The organism is Limnobacter sp. UBA3528 (assembly GCF_002377005.1).
GTDB lineage: Bacteria > Pseudomonadota > Gammaproteobacteria > Burkholderiales > Burkholderiaceae_B > Limnobacter.
On record NZ_DFOZ01000031.1, the window covers coordinates 116,131 to 133,730 of the forward strand.

Below are 17,600 nucleotides of genomic sequence, written 5' to 3' on the forward strand. Positions count from 1 at the left end.
TCACCAGTTGAAATGATCACCACGTTTGGTTCTGATTTGCTGGGCCCAGCTTGGACGCCAGTCTGGACACTGATCAAAATTTTGTGTGTCACCTTGCCCCTGTTGGGTTGCGTTGCCTACCTAACCTATTGGGAACGCAAAATGATTGGTCGCATGCACATTCGCATGGGCCCAAGCTATGTTGGCCCCATGGGTTTGCTTCAGCCAATCGCTGATGCGGTCAAGATGATGTTCAAAGAAATCATCGTGCCGATGAACGCCAACAAAGGCTTGTTCATCATTGCGCCGATTATGACCATCATGCCGGCTTTGGCTGCATGGGCTGTGATTCCCTTCGGTCCGGAAACTGTTCTGGCCAATGTGAATGCGGGCTTGCTTTACCTCATGGCGATTACGTCGCTTGAAGTGTATGGCGTGATCATTGCCGGCTGGGCATCCAACTCCAAGTACGCCTTCCTTGCGGCCATGCGCGCCTCTGCGCAAATGGTTTCCTATGAACTGGCAATTGGTTTTGTGTTGGTCACTGTGCTGTTGGTGGCGGGTAGCCTGAACATGACAGACATCGTGATGACTCAAACCACTGGTCAGTTCGCTGACATGGGCTTGAATTTCCTGTCATGGAACTGGTTGCCTCTGTTGCCATTGCTGGTGATCTACATGATTTCAGCGGTTGCGGAAACCAACCGTCACCCATTCGATGTGGTGGAAGGCGAATCGGAAATTGTGGCTGGTCACATGGTGGAATATTCCGGCATGACATTCGCCATTTTCTTCCTGGCTGAATACGCCAACATGATTTTGCTGTCCTGTTTGGCCGCGATTATGTTCTTCGGCGGTTGGGATGCACCGGTTGCTTTCCTCAGCTTCATACCAGGCTGGATCTGGCTGGGCATTAAAACTTTCCTGCTGGTGTCCATGTTCATCTGGTTCCGCGCATCATTCCCGCGTTACCGCTATGACCAAATCATGCGTCTGGGCTGGAAGGTGTTCATTCCGCTGACCTTGGTGTGGCTGGTGGTCGTTGCTGCTTGGATGCAGACTCCCTGGAACATCTGGAATTAATTGAGAGCGAACCATGTTTCAAGTTGTTAAAGAGTTTTTGAACAGTTTGTTGTTGCGCGAAATGCTCAAGGGCATGGCATTGACAATGGGTTATATGTTCACCCAGCCGATCACCGTGCTGTATCCCATGGAGAAAACGCCGATGTCGCCGCGTTTTCGTGGATTGCACGCTTTGCGTCGCTATGAAAATGGCGAGGAGCGCTGTATTGCTTGCAAATTGTGTGAAGCCGTGTGTCCGGCCATGGCAATTACGATTGAATCCGAACAGCGCGAGGACGGCACACGCCGTACCAGCCGTTACGACATTGATTTGACCAAGTGTATTTTCTGCGGCTTCTGCGAAGAATCGTGTCCAGTTGATTCAATTGTAGAAACCCACATTCACGAATATCACGGTGAGAAGCGTGGTGATTTGTATTTCACCAAAGAAATGCTGCTGGCTGTGGGCGATCGCTATGAGGCTGAAATTGCAGCCAATCGCGAAGCCGACGCAGCCTACCGTTAAACCGATACAAAACTTAAAAGATTAAATGCAATGGATGCAATAACCGGTTTCTTTTATGTGTTCGCCGCCATTTTGGTGTTCGCCGCGGTGCGCGTAATCACAGCCAGCAATGCTGTACACGCAGCGTTGTACCTTGTGCTTTCGTTCTTTTCTGCATCTGCCCTGTGGATGTTGCTTGAAGCGGAATTCTTGGCCATTTCTCTGGTGCTGGTTTATGTGGGTGCGGTGATGGTGCTGTTCCTGTTCGTCGTGATGATGGTGGATGTGAACATGGACAAAGTACGTGCTGGTTTCTGGAAAAATCTGCCAGTGGCTGCAATCGTTGGCTCCTTGATCGCCTTCCAAATGTCAGTGGTCTTGTTGCGTGGTTTCTGGGACCCCAACCTGGAAACGCCCGAACAGGCTGCCAACAACACAGAAGCCCTTGGCAAGCTGCTTTACACCGAATACCTGTACCCATTTGAAGTGGCTGCCTTGATTTTGCTGGTGGCGATGGTTGCTGCGATCGCACTGACCCTGCGCAAGCGCAAGGACACGAAAGGTCAGGTGCCTTCAGACCAGGTTCGTGTGAAGTCCACCGACCGCGTGAAGCTGGTCAGCATGCCTGCAGATCTTGACCGCAAACAAACAAAAAGCGAGACCCCCAGTGGTCCCAAAGCCTGAACGGGAATAGACAACAATGATTTCTTTATCTCATTACCTCGTGCTGGGCGCGATTTTGTTTTCGATCAGCGTGATCGGCATATTTTTGAACCGCAAGAACCTGATCGTGATTTTGATGGCCATTGAACTGATGCTTCTGGCTGTGAACATGAACTTCGTCGCGTTTTCTCACTTCCTGGGCGATTTGTCCGGGCAGTTATTCGTTTTCTTCATTCTCACAGTGGCTGCCGCCGAGTCTGCAATTGGCCTGGCAATTTTGGTGGTCCTTTTCCGTAACATGAATTCAATCAATGTCGAAGACCTCGACCAGCTGAAGGGGTAAGCGCGAATGAATCCCTTGTATTTGATCGTTCCGTTCGCTCCGCTGGTCGGTGCCATTCTTGCCGGTTTCTTCGGCAAGCAGATTGGTCGCACGGGTGCGCACACAGTGACCATTGCTGGTGTTGCGATTTCCCTGATTGCCTCCATCATGGTGTTTATGGATGTCATGGAAGGCAACACTTTCAATGGCACCCTGTATGAATGGGCCGCTGTGGGCACCTTGGTCTTCGAGGTGGGTTTTCTGATTGACACGCTGACCGCCACAATGATGCTGGTGGTGACCAGTGTTTCATTGATGGTGCACATTTACACCATCGGATACATGGAAGAAGACGATGGTTATCAGCGTTTCTTCTCCTACATTTCCCTGTTTACCTTTTCCATGTTGATGCTCGTGATGAGCAACAACTTCCTGCAGCTGTTTTTCGGCTGGGAAGCGGTAGGCCTGGTGTCTTACTTGCTGATCGGTTTCTGGTACAAAAAGCAAAGCGCGATTTATGCAAACCTGAAAGCATTTTTGGTCAACCGTGTTGGTGACTTCGGTTTCATTTTGGGCATTGGTTTGGTCATGGCGGCGACTGGCTCCATGAATTACGCCGAAGTATTCGCGCAGGCGGACAGCCTGGTGGGGCAGACCATGCCTGGCACGGATTGGCCTTTGTTGGCTGTGGCTTGTATCTGCTTGTTTATCGGTGCAATGGGCAAGTCAGCCCAATTCCCTTTGCACGTGTGGCTGCCTGATTCCATGGAAGGTCCAACACCGATTTCCGCCCTGATTCACGCGGCGACCATGGTGACTGCTGGCATTTTCATGGTCAGTCGCATGTCGCCGCTGTTCGAACTCAGCAACATCGCCTTGAATTTCGTGTTGGTGATCGGTTCCATCACCGCCTTGTTCATGGGTTTTCTGGGCATCATTCAAAACGACATCAAACGCGTGGTTGCCTATTCAACCTTGTCGCAGTTGGGCTATATGACTGTTGCGCTGGGTGTGTCGGCCTATCCTGTGGCGATTTTCCACTTGATGACCCACGCGTTTTTCAAAGCCTTGTTGTTCCTTGGCGCGGGTTCCGTGATCATTGGTATGCATCACAATCAGGACATCCGCCACATGGGCGGCCTGTGGAAGTACATGCCAATTACCTGGATTACCTCACTGCTGGGATCACTGGCCTTGATCGGTACGCCGTTTTTCTCGGGCTTCTATTCGAAAGACAGCATCATCGAAGCAGTACATTTCAGCAATCTGCCCGCAGCCGATTTCGCGTATTTCGCAGTGGTGGCTGGTGTGTTCATCACCGCCTTCTACAGCTTCCGAATGTATTTCCTGGTGTTCCATGGCAAAGAGCGTTTCCATGATATTCAACACCATGACGACCATGGTGACGACGATCACCACGCGCACCACGGACCGGTACAGCCTCATGAGTCCCGTTGGGTGGTAACGCTGCCTTTGATCCTGTTGGCGATTCCATCGGTCATCATTGGTTACATTGCAGTGGAGCCCATGTTGCACGGTACTTTCTTTGAAGGTGTGATCACCATTAATCCTGAACACGGTGCCATGGCAGGTCTTAGCAGCATTTTCCACGGCGCTGCAGCCATGGGTGTGCATTCTTTGCAAACCGCACCTTTCTGGCTCGCCTTGGCTGGTGTGGTTGCTGCCGCGGTGTGCTACCTGTGGGTGCCTGCCATTCCGGCGGCCTTCATGAAAGCATTGAAGCCAGTGCACACATTGCTGGACAACAAGTACTACATGGACAAATTCAATGAAGTGGTTTTTGCAGGCGGCGCACGCGGCTTGGGTGAAGCACTTTGGAAGTTTGGCGACCGCATGTTGATCGATGGTTTGTTGGTCAATGGCAGCGCCAAACTGGTGGGTTTGATCTCGGGTGTGGTTCGATTTGCGCAAAGCGGTTTTATTTACCACTATGCGTTCGCGATGATCCTCGGCGTTTTGGCCATGATCATTACTTTCATCACACTCAAATAAACAGGGCGGAACCTCGGTTCTTACGATTGGAAAATATCAATGTCTAACAATATTCCTTATCTGAGTTTGGCGATCTGGCTGCCAATCGCCTTTGGTGTCTTGATCATGGCCCTGGGCAATGACAAGAACGCAGGTGCAGTTCGGGGTGCGTCCCTGATTGCTGCACTGATCAGTTTTGTCGTGACCCTGCCTTTGTATTTTGGTTTTGACACCAGCACAGCCCAACTGCAGTTTGTTGAGAAACTGCCCTGGATCGAGGCCTTCGGCGCGTCTTACGGCTTGGGTGTTGATGGCTTGTCTGTCTGGTTTGTTATTTTGACTGCCTTGATCACTGTTTTCGTGGTGGTCGCGGCTTGGGAAGTCATCACCGAGAAAGTGGCGCAATACATGGCCGCATTCTTGATTTTGTCAGGTTTGATGGTGGGCGTATTCACGGCGACAGATGGTTTGCTGTTTTACGTGTTCTTCGAAGCAACGCTGATCCCGATGTACATCATCGTGGGTGTGTGGGGTGGCCCAAACCGCATTTATGCAGCTTTCAAGTTCTTCTTGTACACGCTGTTGGGTTCGTTGCTCACGTTGGTCGCGATTATTTACCTACAGTTTCAATCAGGTACTTTCGAAATCGCGGCGTGGCACAAACTGCCTCTGGACATGACCGAGCAAATCCTGATTTTCCTGGCTTTCCTCATGGCCTTTGCTGTGAAAGTACCAATGTGGCCGGTACACACCTGGTTGCCAGATGCGCACGTGGAAGCACCCACTGGTGGCTCCGTGGTGTTGGCAGCAATCATGTTGAAGCTGGGCGCCTATGGTTTCCTGCGTTTCAGCATGCCGATTGCGCCGGATGCGAGCCACGAACTGGCCGGCTTCATGATTACCCTGTCGCTGATTGCGGTGGTGTATATCGGTGTTGTGGCTTTGGTTCAGAAAGACATGAAAAAGCTGGTGGCGTATTCATCAATCGCTCACATGGGTTTTGTCACCTTAGGCTTCTTCATGTTTCAGGACCTGGCAGTGCAGGGCGCCATCATCCAGATGATTTCTCATGGCTTCGTATCGGGTGCGATGTTCATTTGTATCGGCGTGCTTTACGACCGTGTTCACAGCCGTGAAATTGCCGCCTACGGTGGTGTGGTCAATACAATGCCGAAGTTCGCGGCATTTTTCCTGCTGTTCGCCATGGCCAACGCCGGCTTGCCTGCCACCAGCGGTTTTGTGGGTGAGTTCATGGTGATTCTGGGGGCCGTGAAGTACAACTTCTGGATCGGCTTGCTGGCCGCGACTACCTTGATCTTCGGTGCTGCTTATTCCCTGTGGATGTACAAGCGCGTGGTGTTTGGTGAAGTGGCCAACGACAACGTGAAGGAATTGACTGACGTAAACACCCGGGAATTCATGATGCTGGGTGCATTGGCAATTCTGGTCATGGCCATGGGCCTGTACCCCAAACCCTTTACTGATGTGTTGCAGGTGTCCGTAGATGCCCTGTTGCAACATGTGGCTCAGTCCAAGCTTTAATTGAGGAATGTTCGTGGATCAGATGAATCTCTCACTCGCTATTCCTGAAATTGCCCTGGCGCTATTCGCCTGTGCGTTTCTGATTGCAGACAGCGTGACCAAGGGCCGCATATTGCCAATGCTGCACAATATTGTGGTGTTGTTCTGTATCGGCCTTGGTGTGTATTGCCTTGCGCAGGTACCCACCGCTGGCACTGAACTGGCTTTCACCAATATGTACATTGCCGACAGCATGGCATTGGTATTGAAAGGCTTTTCCGCCCTGGCAATCGCATTCACCTTGATTGTGGGTGCGAACTACGCCAAAGACCGTGACATGTTCAAGGGCGAGCTGCACGCATTGGTGTTGTTTGCTTTGCTTGGTCAGATGATCATGATTTCCGCCAACAACCTGTTGTTGGTATACCTGGGCGTTGAATTGCTGTCGCTTAGCCTGTATGCCGCTGTGGCCATGCAGCGTGACAATGTGCGTGCAACTGAAGCGTCTATGAAGTATTTTGTTCTGGGCGCCTTGGCTTCAGGTTTCCTGTTGTACGGCATGTCGATGATTTACGGTGCTACTGGCTCCTTGAACCATTCGGATATCGCATTCGCTGCCACTGCCGCAGTATCGGGCCAGAAGTCGATCATTTTCGTATTCGGTATTGTATTTTTGGTGGCCGGTTTGGCCTTCAAGCTCGGTGTGGTGCCATTCCACATGTGGGTTCCTGATGTGTACCAGGGGTCGCCCTCCATTTCCACACTGCTGATCAGTGGAGCACCCAAGCTGGCTGCGTTTGCAATGATGATGCGACTGCTGGTGGATGGTCTTTTTGTGATGGCTTTTGATTGGCAAAACATGCTGATGGTGTTGGCGATTGCATCGCTGGCCATTGGTAACCTGACTGCCATTGCACAAACCAGTTTGAAACGCATGCTGGCATATTCGACCATTGCACAAATGGGCTTCATGTTGCTGGGTTTCCTCTCCGGAGTCAGTGGTCAAGGCGCAGGACAAGACACCGGCAATGCCGCGCAGGCTTACTCTTCGGCCATGTTCTACAGCATCACCTATGTGCTGACCACACTGGGCACCTTTGGTGTGATCATGGTGATGTCGCGCAAAGGCTTTGAAGTTGAAAACATTAGCGACCTGAAGGGCTTGAACAAGCGCGCACCTTGGTTGGCCTTGATCATGCTGTTGCTCATGTTCTCGCTGGCGGGAATTCCACCCATGGTGGGTTTTGCAGCGAAACTGTCGGTGTTGAAGGCTCTGCTGGCCACGGGCCAGGTTTGGTTGACTGTGTATGCCGTAATGTTCAGCCTGGTGGGTGCGTTCTATTACATCCGCATCGTGAAAACCATGTATTTCGAAGCGCCTGCGGATGAAACCGAAATCGTGATGGGCAATGATGCTCGCGCTGTGTTGGGTCTGAATGGTTTGGCTGTGATCGCACTGGGCTTGTTGCCAGCGCCTTTGATGGCGTATTGCATGACCGCAATTCAGCAGACACTGGCTGGGTAACTAACAAATTAGTTAACAACTTTAGTTTATTGAATATTTACAAGGGGTAGGTTTTGACGCAGACGATTGGGCATTGGTTGTTGTTTGGCTTGGCCTTGCTGTTTGCGAACCTGCCTTTTGTAAGCAACCGCATCATGGGCGTTCTGCCTGTGGCTAAAAAGGGCGGTTGGACTCGAGTGCTTGAAGTCATCGCCGGTTACTTCATTGTGGGCTTGATTGGCTTCGCTATCGAGGGTAGCTTGAGTCAGGTAACTCCCCAACGCTGGGAGTTTTACGCACTAACTGCGTGTCTGTTCTTGGTATTTGCTTTTCCCGGGTTTGTGTACCGCTTCCTGTGGCGTTCTCCAAAAGGCTGATTTCAGGTTTTCTCCCTCTGTTTTGTCTGTACTCCCGCAGCGATACTGTTGCGTTCAAAGTAAACGTCCTTTCAAGGAAAGCCAGTTATGAAACGTTTGCTGATTGGAGTCATCATTCCTGCTGCATTTTTACTCGCGGCATGTACAAATTCGCCTGAAGCCACAACCCGTAAACTGCAGTTTCTCGCGAAAACCGATTGCGAACTGGTTTACAAGTCAGCTGGAGCTCAGGTGGTCGAGAATTTCTGCGAAACGGAATGGAAACCAGTCACGGTTTATATTGACGACCAGAAGTATTCGGTGGACTGGATCAATGAAGAGACCAGTCGAAGGCTCTTTGAGCAAGGTTGTGGGCAAACAGCAGGGTGTTACTACGAGCTGACGCTAGAAGGTGTCACAGTCATTGGCAGATTTGCTTATGTGACTGATTTGCTCAAAGGGGAATATACTTTCGAGATTGATGCGAATGAGAACTCGACTTTGTTGGGCGAAACCACAACCGATTTGCCCTCATGATCTTTGTTTTTGAGGCCTGTGTGTCATCAACAAAAACGCCGACTTCAAGTCGGCGTTTTTGTTTGGTTTGCACAATTACATATTGGGGTAGTTGGGGCCACCACCACCTTCCGGTGTCACCCACACAATGTTCTGTGTCGGGTCTTTGATGTCACAGGTTTTGCAGTGTACGCAGTTCTGCGCATTGATCTGCAATTGGTCCTTTCCATCTTCTTTCTTCACGTACTCATACACACCAGCCGGGCAATAGCGCTGTTCCGGACCCGCATACGTGGTCAGGTTTGTGGCCACGGGTACGTCTGCATTCTTCAATGTCAGGTGTGCAGGCTGGTTTTCCTCGTGGTTGGTGTTGGAGATGAACACGGAGCTCAAACGATCAAACGTGATTTTCCCATCCGGTTTTGGGTAGTTGATCGGCTGAAATTCAGAAGCGGGGCGCAGGCATTCATGGTCTGCGTGCTTGTGGTGCAATGTCCAAGGCACCTTGCCTTTGAACAGCTTTTGCTCAATACCCACCATCATGGTGCCGGTGTACAGACCTTTGCTCATCCACTGTTTGAAGTTGCGTGCACGGTAGAGCTCATCAAACAGCCAGGAGTCGTGGAAGGCTTTTGGATAGGCTTCCAGTTCGTCGCCAGCGCGGTCTTGAGCCAAAGCGTCAGCAATGGCTTCGGCACACAGCACGCCGCTCTTGATTGCGGCATGGGAACCCTTGATTCGCGAAGCATTCAAAAAGCCCGCATCGCAACCCACCAGTGCACCGCCAGGGAATACCAGTTTGGGCAGGCTCATCAAGCCGCCTGCAGCGATGGCGCGCGCGCCGTAAGAAATCCGCTTGCCACCTTCAAAGTATTTGCGAATTTCAGGGTGTGTTTTGTAACGCTGGAATTCTTCAAACGGCGAGAGATAGGGATTCTCGTAGGCGAGGCCCACCACAAAACCCACCGCAACCTGGTTGTTTTCCAGGTGATACAGGAATGAACCGCCGTATGTGTTTGAATCGAGAGGCCAGCCACCGGAATGAATCACCAAACCAGGTTTGTGCTTGGCTGGGTCGATTTCCCACAGTTCTTTCAAGCCAATGCCGTAAACCTGTGGGTCACGGCCTTCGTTCAGATTGAATTTCTCAATGACACGTTTGCCCAAGTGGCCACGCACACCTTCCGCAAATACGGTGTACTTGGCATGCAGTTCCATGCCAGGCTGGTAAGCATGGGTGTGTTCACCATCTTTACCGATGCCCATGTCGCCGGTTTGAACGCCTTTCACAGCACCTTTCTCGTCGTACAGAATTTCCGCACCAGCGAAGCCGGGGAAAACTTCAACGCCCAAGGCCTCGGCCTGTTCTCCAAGCCAGCGCACAACATTGGCCAGGCTGATTACATAATTGCCGTGGTTCTGAAAACATTCGGGCAACAGGGCGTTGGGTACTTTCTTGGCGGAGGTTTCGGTCAGGAACAAAAACTGGTCTTCCGTCACTTCCGTGTTCAGTGGGGCGCCGCGCTCTTTCCAGTCAGGAAAAAGTTCGGTGATTGCGCGTGGGTCCATGACCGCGCCTGACAAAATATGGGCGCCAACTTCAGAGCCTTTCTCCAAAACGCACACATTGATTTCCTGGCCTTTTTCAGCGGCCACTTGTTTCAGGCGAATGGCTGTTGACAGGCCGGCAGGGCCTCCACCAACTACCAATACGTCGTATTCCATCATGTCTCTTTCAACAGCCGACATTGGGTGCGTCTCCTTAAAATTTGTCGCGGGTGCTACAGCTAGGTGCAGCTTTGATTTTAAGCCGAAAGCTTATTGCATATCGGGAAAAAATAGTTGACTTTGATCTCTAGTCTGAGAAACTTGATTTTGTGCGCTGCAGCAAGAAGTTTGCAGACGCTTAAACGTTAAACTATCGGCACAAATTAAAAGCATGAGGAAAAAAGAATGGGGATGAACAAGGTATCGGCCAGTGCCGCAGAGGCTTTGGCAGACAAGATCAAGGACGGAATGACGCTTGCTGTGGGTGGTTTTGGCTTGTGCGGCATTCCAGAGGCGCTGATTGAAGCGGTTCGTGCATCCGGCGCGAAAGACCTGACAGTGATTTCTAATAATGCAGGCGTGGACGGCTTCGGCTTGGGTCGCTTGCTGGAAACCAGACAGGTTCGCAAGATGATTTCATCGTATGTTGGCGAGAACAAGGAATTTGAGCGCCAGTACCTGAGTGGTGAGTTGGAGCTTGAATTCACGCCGCAAGGAACTTTGGCAGAGAAATTGCGCGCTGGTGGTGCGGGCATACCTGCCTTCTTCACGAAAACCGGTTTTGGAACTGTAATCGCCGAAGGCAAAGAAACCCGTGTGATCGATGGTGAAAACTATGTGCTGGAGCATAGCCTGAAAGCGGACATTTCCCTGGTGAAAGCCTGGAAAGCAGACACGTCAGGCAATTTGATATACCGCCTCACCGCGCGCAATTTCAACCCAGAGTGTGCGGCCGCCTCGAAATTCACCGTAGTTGAGGTTGAGGAAATTGTGGAAGTGGGCGCGCTCGATCCAAACTTTATTCATACCCCTGGTATCTACGTGCAGCGGGTTGTGTTGAATGCCAATCCTGAAAAGCGGATTGAAAAACGTACCCTGGCGACCCCGGCACAATAAGGAGAAGAACAAATGGCATGGAATCACGATGAAATGGCAGCACGCGCGGCGCGTGAGTTGCAAGACGGTTTTTATGTGAACCTGGGTATCGGTTTGCCCACTTTGGTCAGTAACCACATTCCTGAGGGCATGGATGTGATGCTGCAAAGCGAGAACGGCTTGTTGGGCATTGGACCATTTCCGACCGAGGCGCAAGTGGATGCCGATTTGATCAATGCGGGCAAGCAAACCGTGACCACACTGGATGGATCTGCATTCTTTTCGAGCTCGGAATCGTTCGCAATGATTCGAGGCGGGCACATCAATTTGGCAATTTTGGGTGCCATGCAGGTCAGTCAGCGCGGCGATTTGGCCAACTGGATGATTCCGGGCAAGCTGGTAAAGGGCATGGGCGGCGCCATGGATCTGGTCGCAGGTGTGTCGCGTGTTGTGGTGCTGATGGAGCATGTGGCCCGCAAGAAAGACGGGACCACAGACTTGAAAATTCTGCCCGAATGCACTCTGCCTTTAACAGGCAAGGGCGTGGTCAACCGCATCATCACTGACCTTGCGGTCATGGATGTGACTGCCGAAGGTTTGGAGGTACTGGAAATAGCACCGGGTGTTTCTAGAGAAGAACTCCAAGAAAAAACAGGCTGTGAACTGAAGTTTGCTTAAGTTCATTGGCATGGACCAAGCGGGCTCAGTTATAATTCTGCTTTCAAACAGTGCCTGATTCATTCAATCAGGCGCCCAACTGAGCGCCCAACTGAGCGCCGCCTGGCACTATGACCAAATATGTATTTGTTACTGGCGGGGTTGTCTCGTCCCTTGGCAAAGGTATTGCCGCAGCATCTTTGGCCGCGATTCTCGAAAGTCGTGGCCTGAAAGTCACCATGCTCAAACTGGACCCGTACATCAACGTGGATCCAGGCACGATGAGCCCGTTCCAGCACGGCGAGGTATTTGTCACCGAAGACGGTGCAGAAACCGATCTGGACTTGGGGCACTACGAGCGCTTCATTTCTACGAAAATGAAGAAGTCCAATAACTTCACCACAGGTCAGATTTACGAATCTGTGCTGCGCAAAGAGCGCCGTGGTGAATACCTTGGCAAAACAGTACAGGTGATCCCCCACATTACCAATGAAATTCAGGCTTTCATCGAGAAGGGCGCGCGCGCAGCCTGGGGTGGTGAAACTGATGTGGCCATTGTTGAGATTGGCGGAACGGTAGGCGACATCGAATCTTTGCCTTTCCTTGAAGCCGTTCGTCAAATGAGCCTGCGTCTCGGTCGCAACAGTGCCTGTTTTGTGCACCTGACATTGGTGCCGTTCATCGCGTCTGCAGGCGAGTTGAAAACCAAGCCCACCCAGCATAGCGTTCAAAAACTGCGCGAAATCGGCATTTTCCCAGATGCATTGCTGTGTCGCGCTGACCGTCGAATTCCTGACGATGAGCGCGCCAAAATTTCCATGTTTTCGAACGTTCAACTGGAAGCGGTGATCTCGGTTTGGGATGCAGACACGATTTACAAAATTCCGGCCATGCTGGAAGCCCAAAAGCTTGACGACATTGTGTTGGAAAAGCTGAACATTGAAGCACCTCGTGCCGATTTGTCGAAATGGGCTGAAATTGTGTATGCGCAAGAGAACCCTGCGCAGAACATTACGATTGGCATGGTAGGCAAGTATGTTGACCTGACAGAGTCCTACAAATCCTTGATTGAGGCCCTGAATCATGCGGGCTTGCACACCCGAACCAAGGTGAATATCAACTACATTGATTCAGAAGAAATCGAAGCCAATGGCACTGAAAGCCTGAAAAAGCTTGATGCGATTCTGGTTCCCGGTGGTTTCGGCAAGCGCGGCACAGAAGGCAAGATCAAAGCCATTCAATACGCCCGTGAAAACAAAGTGCCTTATTTGGGCATTTGCTTGGGCATGCAGTTGGCGGTGATTGAATTTGCGCGCCATTGTGCGGGTTTGCCAAAAGCCAATTCGACCGAATTTGACAGCCTTGCCGACACCCCAGTGGTTGCTTTAATCACCGAGTGGAAAGACAGCACGGGCAAAGTTGAATTGCGGACTGATCAAAGCGATTTGGGTGGCACCATGCGCCTTGGTTCACAGCGTTGCCCGATTAAGCCCGGTACTCTGGCCGAGTCCATTTACGGTCCTGAAGTGAATGAGCGCCATCGTCACCGTTATGAGGTGAACAACAATTACGTGCCTCAACTTGAAGAGGCTGGCTTGCGCATTTCTGCCCGTACGCCGACCGAGGATTTGCCGGAAATCATGGAATTGCCCGATCACCCGTGGTTTTTTGGCGTGCAGTTTCACCCCGAGTTCACCAGCACCCCACGAGACAGCCACCCCTTGTTTTTGGCGTACGTGAAGGCTGCTTTGACCCACAAATTGGCCAAAGCGTTATAAGCTGAACCCAACAGGAGGACACCACATGAAACTATGCAATTTTGAAGTGGGTTTGGACAAACCTTTTTTCCTGATCGCTGGCCCATGCGTGATAGAAAGTGAGCAGATGGCCATGGACACCGCAGGTCAGCTCAAGGAAATCTGCGAGTCACTGGGTGTGCCTTTCATTTACAAAAGCTCGTACGACAAAGCCAACCGCAGTTCAGGCAAAAGCTTCCGTGGTTTGGGTATGGACAAGGGGCTGGATATTCTGGCCAATGTCAAGAAAACCCTGAACGTCAACATTCTGACCGATGTGCACGCAATTGAAGAAATTGCCGCGGTGGCCAGTGTGGTCGACGTTTTGCAAACCCCAGCGTTTTTGTGCCGCCAAACTGATTTCATTGAAGCAGTGGCCACGTGTGGCAAGCCAGTGAACATCAAGAAGGGTCAGTTTTTGGCGCCGGGCGACATGGTGAACGTGGTGGACAAAGCCCGCGCGGCTGCCATAGAGGCAGGCGGTGATGGCAAGAACATCATGGTGTGCGAGCGCGGTGTCAGTTTTGGTTACAACAACCTTGTTTCTGACATGCGCAGCCTGGCCATTATGCGCAACACTGGGTGCCCGGTTGTATTTGATGCCACGCACAGTGTGCAGTTGCCTGGCGGGCAGGGCACAGCAAGTGGCGGTCAGCGCGAATTCGTGCCTGTGTTGGCGCGTGCCGCTGTGGCCGTGGGTGTGGCTGGTTTGTTCATGGAGAGTCACCCTGACCCAGCCAAAGCGATGTCTGACGGCCCGAATGCCTGGCCCTTGCCCCGAATGAAGGCCTTGTTGGCCACATTGCAGGAACTGGACCGTTTGGTGAAGTCTGGCCCATTGGCCGAAACAGACCTGATGAAATAAACAGGCTGAACGTTAAAAACAGAATTTAATCAATCCAAGAGGAAACTATGAGCGCAATTGTTGACGTGATTGGTCGTGAGGTTATTGATTCTCGCGGCAATCCCACTGTGGAATGTGACGTGTTGCTGGAAAGTGGTGCAATGGGCCGTGCGGCCGTACCCTCTGGCGCGTCCACAGGTACTCGCGAAGCGGTTGAGCTGCGCGACGGTGACAAGTCCCGTTACCTGGGCAAAGGCGTATTGCGCGCGGTTGAAAACATCAACACCGAGATTTCCGAAGCGATTCTGGGTCTGGATGCGCAAGAGCAGGTGTTTCTGGATCAGAACCTGATCGACCTGGACGGCACTGAAAACAAGAGCCGTTTGGGTGCCAACGCCACCTTGGCGGTTTCCATGGCGGTGGCCCGTGCTGCAGCTGAAGAAACAGGCTTGCCTTTGTACCGTTATTTTGGCGGCATGGGCGGCATGAGCCTGCCAGTGCCCATGATGAACGTGATCAACGGTGGCGCGCACGCCAACAACAATCTGGATCTGCAAGAGTTCATGATTTTGCCCGTGGGCGCACCTTCTTTCCGTGAAGCGATTCGCTACGGCGCTGAAGTGTTCCATGCGCTGAAGAAAATCATTCACGACAAAGGCATGTCGACTGCAGTGGGCGATGAAGGCGGTTTTGCGCCTTCTGTGGCCAACCATGAGGCGGCCATTCAAATGATTATTCAGGCCATTGAAACTGCAGGCTTTGAACCAGGTACCCAAATTGCTTTGGGTCTGGATTGCGCAGCCTCCGAGTTCTACAAAGGTGGCAAGTACAAGCTGGCCGGTGAAGGCATGGAGCTAAGCTCACAGGAATTCGCACACCTGCTGGAAAGCTGGTGCAACAAGTACCCAATCATTTCAATTGAAGATGGCATGGCTGAAGACGATTGGGACGGCTGGGCTTACCTGTCCAAAACCATGGGCCGCAAGGTACAACTGGTGGGCGACGACTTGTTCGTGACCAACACCAAAATTCTTGCGGAAGGCATTGAGAAAAAAATTGCCAATTCCATTCTGATCAAGATCAACCAGATTGGTACCTTGACCGAAACATTCGCTGCCATTGAAATGGCCAAGCGTGCACGTTACACAGCGGTGATTTCTCATCGTTCGGGCGAGACCGAAGACAGCACCATCGCTGACATTGCAGTGGGCACCAACGCCATGCAAATCAAGACTGGTTCCATGAGCCGATCAGACCGCATTGCGAAGTACAACCAGCTGTTGCGCATTGAAGAAGACTTGGGTGACATCGCTTATTACCCAGGCCGCTCAGCCTTCTACAACCTGGATTAATCGATATTAATCGAAGGTGGCCCCGCAGTGCGGGGCCTTCTTGTATATGAACCCCCGGCTGATTTCACTCGTCCTCTTTGCTTTGTTGATTTTGCTTCAATACCCTTTGTGGTTTGGCAAAGGCGGGATGCTGCGCGTCAGTGATCTCGAAGATCAGCTTGAGCAGCAAAAACAGGTGAACGAAGCATTGAGACTGCGCAATCAGCAGCTCGAGGGCGATGTGCGCAGTTTGACCGAAGGCGTTGAGGCAATTGAAGAGCGTGCCAGAAATGATTTTGGCATGATCAAGAAAGATGAAGTTTTTATTCAATTGATTGAGCCGCGCAGCCAGCCAGCGGCTACGCCACCAGCTGCGGCAACACAATCTTCAAATTAGTGCAGGGTGGGCGGAAGGGGATCTTGTGAACCTTCGTTGTCAGGGCTTTCTGTAAAAAGTGCGTTGCAATCGGCTCGGGTAAACGAGTAATTTGCATTGCAGAAGTCACACTGAATTTCCACTGTCGGGTTCTCTGACAGAGCATCATCAAGTTCGGCTTGACCCAAGGTCACCAGCATTTTTCCCACTTTTTCGCGTGAACAGGTGCATTCAAAGTGTGCTTGACGTTCGGCCAACCCGTCAGGATCTTCCTCCCAAAAAAGGCGTTTGGCCAATTCATCGGTCTCTGTGCTCAGGTGTTCTTCGGTTTGCAGCGTATTAATCAGGGCCGTCAACCTGTCCCAACCGTCGGCGTCGAATGCTTTACTTGAAACCACACCACCATGTTGTGGCATTTGTTGAAGCATCAGGCCTGCTGCAGTATTGTGGTCCGAATTCAATATGAGGCGTGTTTCCAGCTGTTCGCTGCTGTGCATGTAAGCTTCCAGCGAATCAGCCACCGAAGTACCTGCAAGTGGCACAATGCCTTGGTAGGGGGCCTGGCCAGGCAGTCGGTTGCGCGGATCCAGGATAATTGCGCATATACCTTTGCCTGTGGCGTTGACAAGGTCTTTGAAGTCGGCATTTTCGGGGATTTTTGCATCTTCTGCCAATTTCACTGTTGCACGCAAACCCAAACGGCTATTACATTCTGCCACCAGCAATCGAATAGGACCGTCGCCCTGAATTTGAATAATCAGCGATCCTTCGAACTTCAGTGAGGCTGACAGCATGGTGCTGGCTGCAACCAGTTCACCCAGTACTTTTTGAACTGGCTGAGGGTAGTTATTGTTGTTAACTACCTGTTGCCATGCCTTGGAAAGATGTACCAAGTGCGCTCGGCAACTGGATTGATCAAAGATCAGGGTGCGTAGTGTGTCGGTCATGGGTACAAAAATTTGGCAAAAAATTAATCGTCAATTCGTTCAAGCGTTTCTTTGAACAGCTTGGCTTTTTGCACGTAAAAGGCTGCGCCAATCAGGCGGGCCACCTCATCGTCATTGAGGGTTCGGATTACTTTTCCGGGAGAACCGACCACCAGCGAGCGGTCAGGTATTTCTTTACCTTCAGTAATTAACGCGCCGGCGCCGATAATACAGTTTTTTCCGATCTTTGCGCCGTTCAGGACCACCGAACGAATGCCGATCAAACTGCCTTCGCCGACAGTGCAGCCATGTAAACAGGCTTGGTGCCCGACCGTCACATTTTTCCCCACCACCATGGGGTAGCCGATGTCGGTGTGCAACACTGCTCCTTCTTGCACATTGCTGCCCTCCATAATATGGATCAGTTCGTTGTCGCCGCGAATGGCTGCGAAATCCCAAACCGAGGTATTTTCATCAAGCCGTACTTTTCCGATGATGCTTGCCATTTCTGCCACATAAGCGCTGGAGTGCACGGTCGGCGCTTCGCCGTTGATTTTGTATTTGGCCACGTTTGTCTCCTGTCCTAGGGTGTTGCTGAGGTGTGTTT

18 protein-coding genes are annotated in these 17,600 nt (G+C 51.5%); 15 read left to right on the forward strand and 3 right to left on the reverse strand.

Going from position 1 to position 17,600, the window contains the following annotated elements; all coding sequences use genetic code 11:
- Positions 1-12: 12 nt before the first annotated feature.
- The 9 genes from nuoH to B4N58_RS09200 all read left to right on the forward strand — a co-directional run bounded on the left by nuoH (position 13) and on the right by B4N58_RS09200 (position 8,441).
- Complete coding sequence (gene nuoH / locus B4N58_RS09160; protein WP_369746080.1) at positions 13-1,062, forward strand: NADH-quinone oxidoreductase subunit NuoH; 1,050 nt, start codon at positions 13-15, stop codon at positions 1,060-1,062.
- 13 nt (positions 1,063-1,075) lie between these two features.
- On the forward strand, positions 1,076-1,567 hold the full coding sequence (gene nuoI, locus B4N58_RS09165) for an NADH-quinone oxidoreductase subunit NuoI (protein ID WP_008251211.1): 492 nt from the start codon (positions 1,076-1,078) through the stop codon (positions 1,565-1,567).
- Positions 1,568-1,597: 30 nt separating this feature from the next.
- Positions 1,598-2,230, forward strand: a complete 633-nt coding sequence (locus tag B4N58_RS09170; RefSeq protein ID WP_008251213.1) for an NADH-quinone oxidoreductase subunit J — start codon at positions 1,598-1,600, stop codon at positions 2,228-2,230.
- A gap of 16 nt (positions 2,231-2,246) precedes the next feature.
- Positions 2,247-2,552, forward strand: a complete 306-nt coding sequence (nuoK, locus tag B4N58_RS09175; protein ID WP_008251215.1) for an NADH-quinone oxidoreductase subunit NuoK — start codon at positions 2,247-2,249, stop codon at positions 2,550-2,552.
- A gap of 6 nt (positions 2,553-2,558) precedes the next feature.
- Positions 2,559-4,544, forward strand: coding sequence for an NADH-quinone oxidoreductase subunit L (gene nuoL, locus B4N58_RS09180; protein ID WP_291748439.1), 1,986 nt, complete (start codon positions 2,559-2,561; stop codon positions 4,542-4,544).
- Positions 4,545-4,583: 39 nt separating this feature from the next.
- Positions 4,584-6,065 carry an NADH-quinone oxidoreductase subunit M gene (locus B4N58_RS09185; RefSeq protein WP_008251220.1) on the forward strand — a complete coding sequence of 494 codons (1,482 nt, stop codon included), beginning with the start codon at positions 4,584-4,586 and terminating at the stop codon, positions 6,063-6,065.
- A 7-nt stretch (positions 6,066-6,072) separates the two neighbouring features.
- The gene (nuoN, locus tag B4N58_RS09190; RefSeq protein ID WP_008251221.1) at positions 6,073-7,569 is read left to right on the forward strand and encodes an NADH-quinone oxidoreductase subunit NuoN; all 1,497 of its coding nucleotides are present in this window, start codon (positions 6,073-6,075) and stop codon (positions 7,567-7,569) included.
- 53 nt (positions 7,570-7,622) lie between these two features.
- Positions 7,623-7,925, forward strand: coding sequence for a DUF2818 family protein (locus B4N58_RS09195; protein WP_040513257.1), 303 nt, complete (start codon positions 7,623-7,625; stop codon positions 7,923-7,925).
- Positions 7,926-8,012: 87 nt separating this feature from the next.
- Positions 8,013-8,441: a hypothetical protein gene (locus B4N58_RS09200; protein WP_291748443.1), complete on the forward strand. Its 429-nt coding sequence runs from the start codon at positions 8,013-8,015 to the stop codon at positions 8,439-8,441.
- Positions 8,442-8,516: 75 nt separating this feature from the next.
- On the opposite strand, the gene B4N58_RS09205 is transcribed toward B4N58_RS09200, so the two are convergent.
- Complete coding sequence (locus B4N58_RS09205) at positions 8,517-10,169, reverse strand: electron transfer flavoprotein-ubiquinone oxidoreductase (protein WP_291748446.1); 1,653 nt, start codon at positions 10,167-10,169, stop codon at positions 8,517-8,519.
- Positions 10,170-10,379: 210 nt separating this feature from the next.
- On the opposite strand from B4N58_RS09205, the gene B4N58_RS09210 reads away from it, so the two are divergent.
- From B4N58_RS09210 to ftsB, 6 genes are all read left to right on the forward strand, one after another.
- Positions 10,380-11,084, forward strand: coding sequence for a CoA transferase subunit A (locus tag B4N58_RS09210; protein WP_291748702.1), 705 nt, complete (start codon positions 10,380-10,382; stop codon positions 11,082-11,084).
- Positions 11,085-11,096: 12 nt separating this feature from the next.
- On the forward strand, positions 11,097-11,741 hold the full coding sequence (locus tag B4N58_RS09215; RefSeq protein WP_008253220.1) for a 3-oxoacid CoA-transferase subunit B: 645 nt from the start codon (positions 11,097-11,099) through the stop codon (positions 11,739-11,741).
- Between the two features lie 110 nt (positions 11,742-11,851).
- Positions 11,852-13,498 carry a CTP synthase gene (locus tag B4N58_RS09220; protein ID WP_008253221.1) on the forward strand — a complete coding sequence of 549 codons (1,647 nt, stop codon included), beginning with the start codon at positions 11,852-11,854 and terminating at the stop codon, positions 13,496-13,498.
- A gap of 25 nt (positions 13,499-13,523) precedes the next feature.
- Entirely contained in the window at positions 13,524-14,381 is an 858-nt protein-coding gene (gene kdsA, locus B4N58_RS09225; protein ID WP_008253223.1) for a 3-deoxy-8-phosphooctulonate synthase, read from the forward strand.
- Positions 14,382-14,428: 47 nt separating this feature from the next.
- A complete protein-coding gene (gene eno, locus B4N58_RS09230) occupies positions 14,429-15,712 on the forward strand; it encodes a phosphopyruvate hydratase (RefSeq protein WP_008253225.1) in 1,284 nt (427 codons plus the stop codon).
- Between the two features lie 46 nt (positions 15,713-15,758).
- Entirely contained in the window at positions 15,759-16,088 is a 330-nt protein-coding gene (gene ftsB, locus B4N58_RS09235; RefSeq protein WP_008253228.1) for a cell division protein FtsB, read from the forward strand.
- Here the strand turns inward: ftsB and hslO are convergent.
- Both hslO and B4N58_RS09245 read right to left on the reverse strand, forming a co-directional pair.
- Complete coding sequence (gene hslO / locus B4N58_RS09240) at positions 16,085-17,014, reverse strand: Hsp33 family molecular chaperone HslO (protein WP_291748458.1); 930 nt, start codon at positions 17,012-17,014, stop codon at positions 16,085-16,087. The genes ftsB and hslO overlap by 4 nt on opposite strands.
- A gap of 23 nt (positions 17,015-17,037) precedes the next feature.
- A complete protein-coding gene (locus tag B4N58_RS09245; protein WP_008253232.1) occupies positions 17,038-17,562 on the reverse strand; it encodes a gamma carbonic anhydrase family protein in 525 nt (174 codons plus the stop codon).
- Positions 17,563-17,600 lie beyond the last annotated feature (38 nt).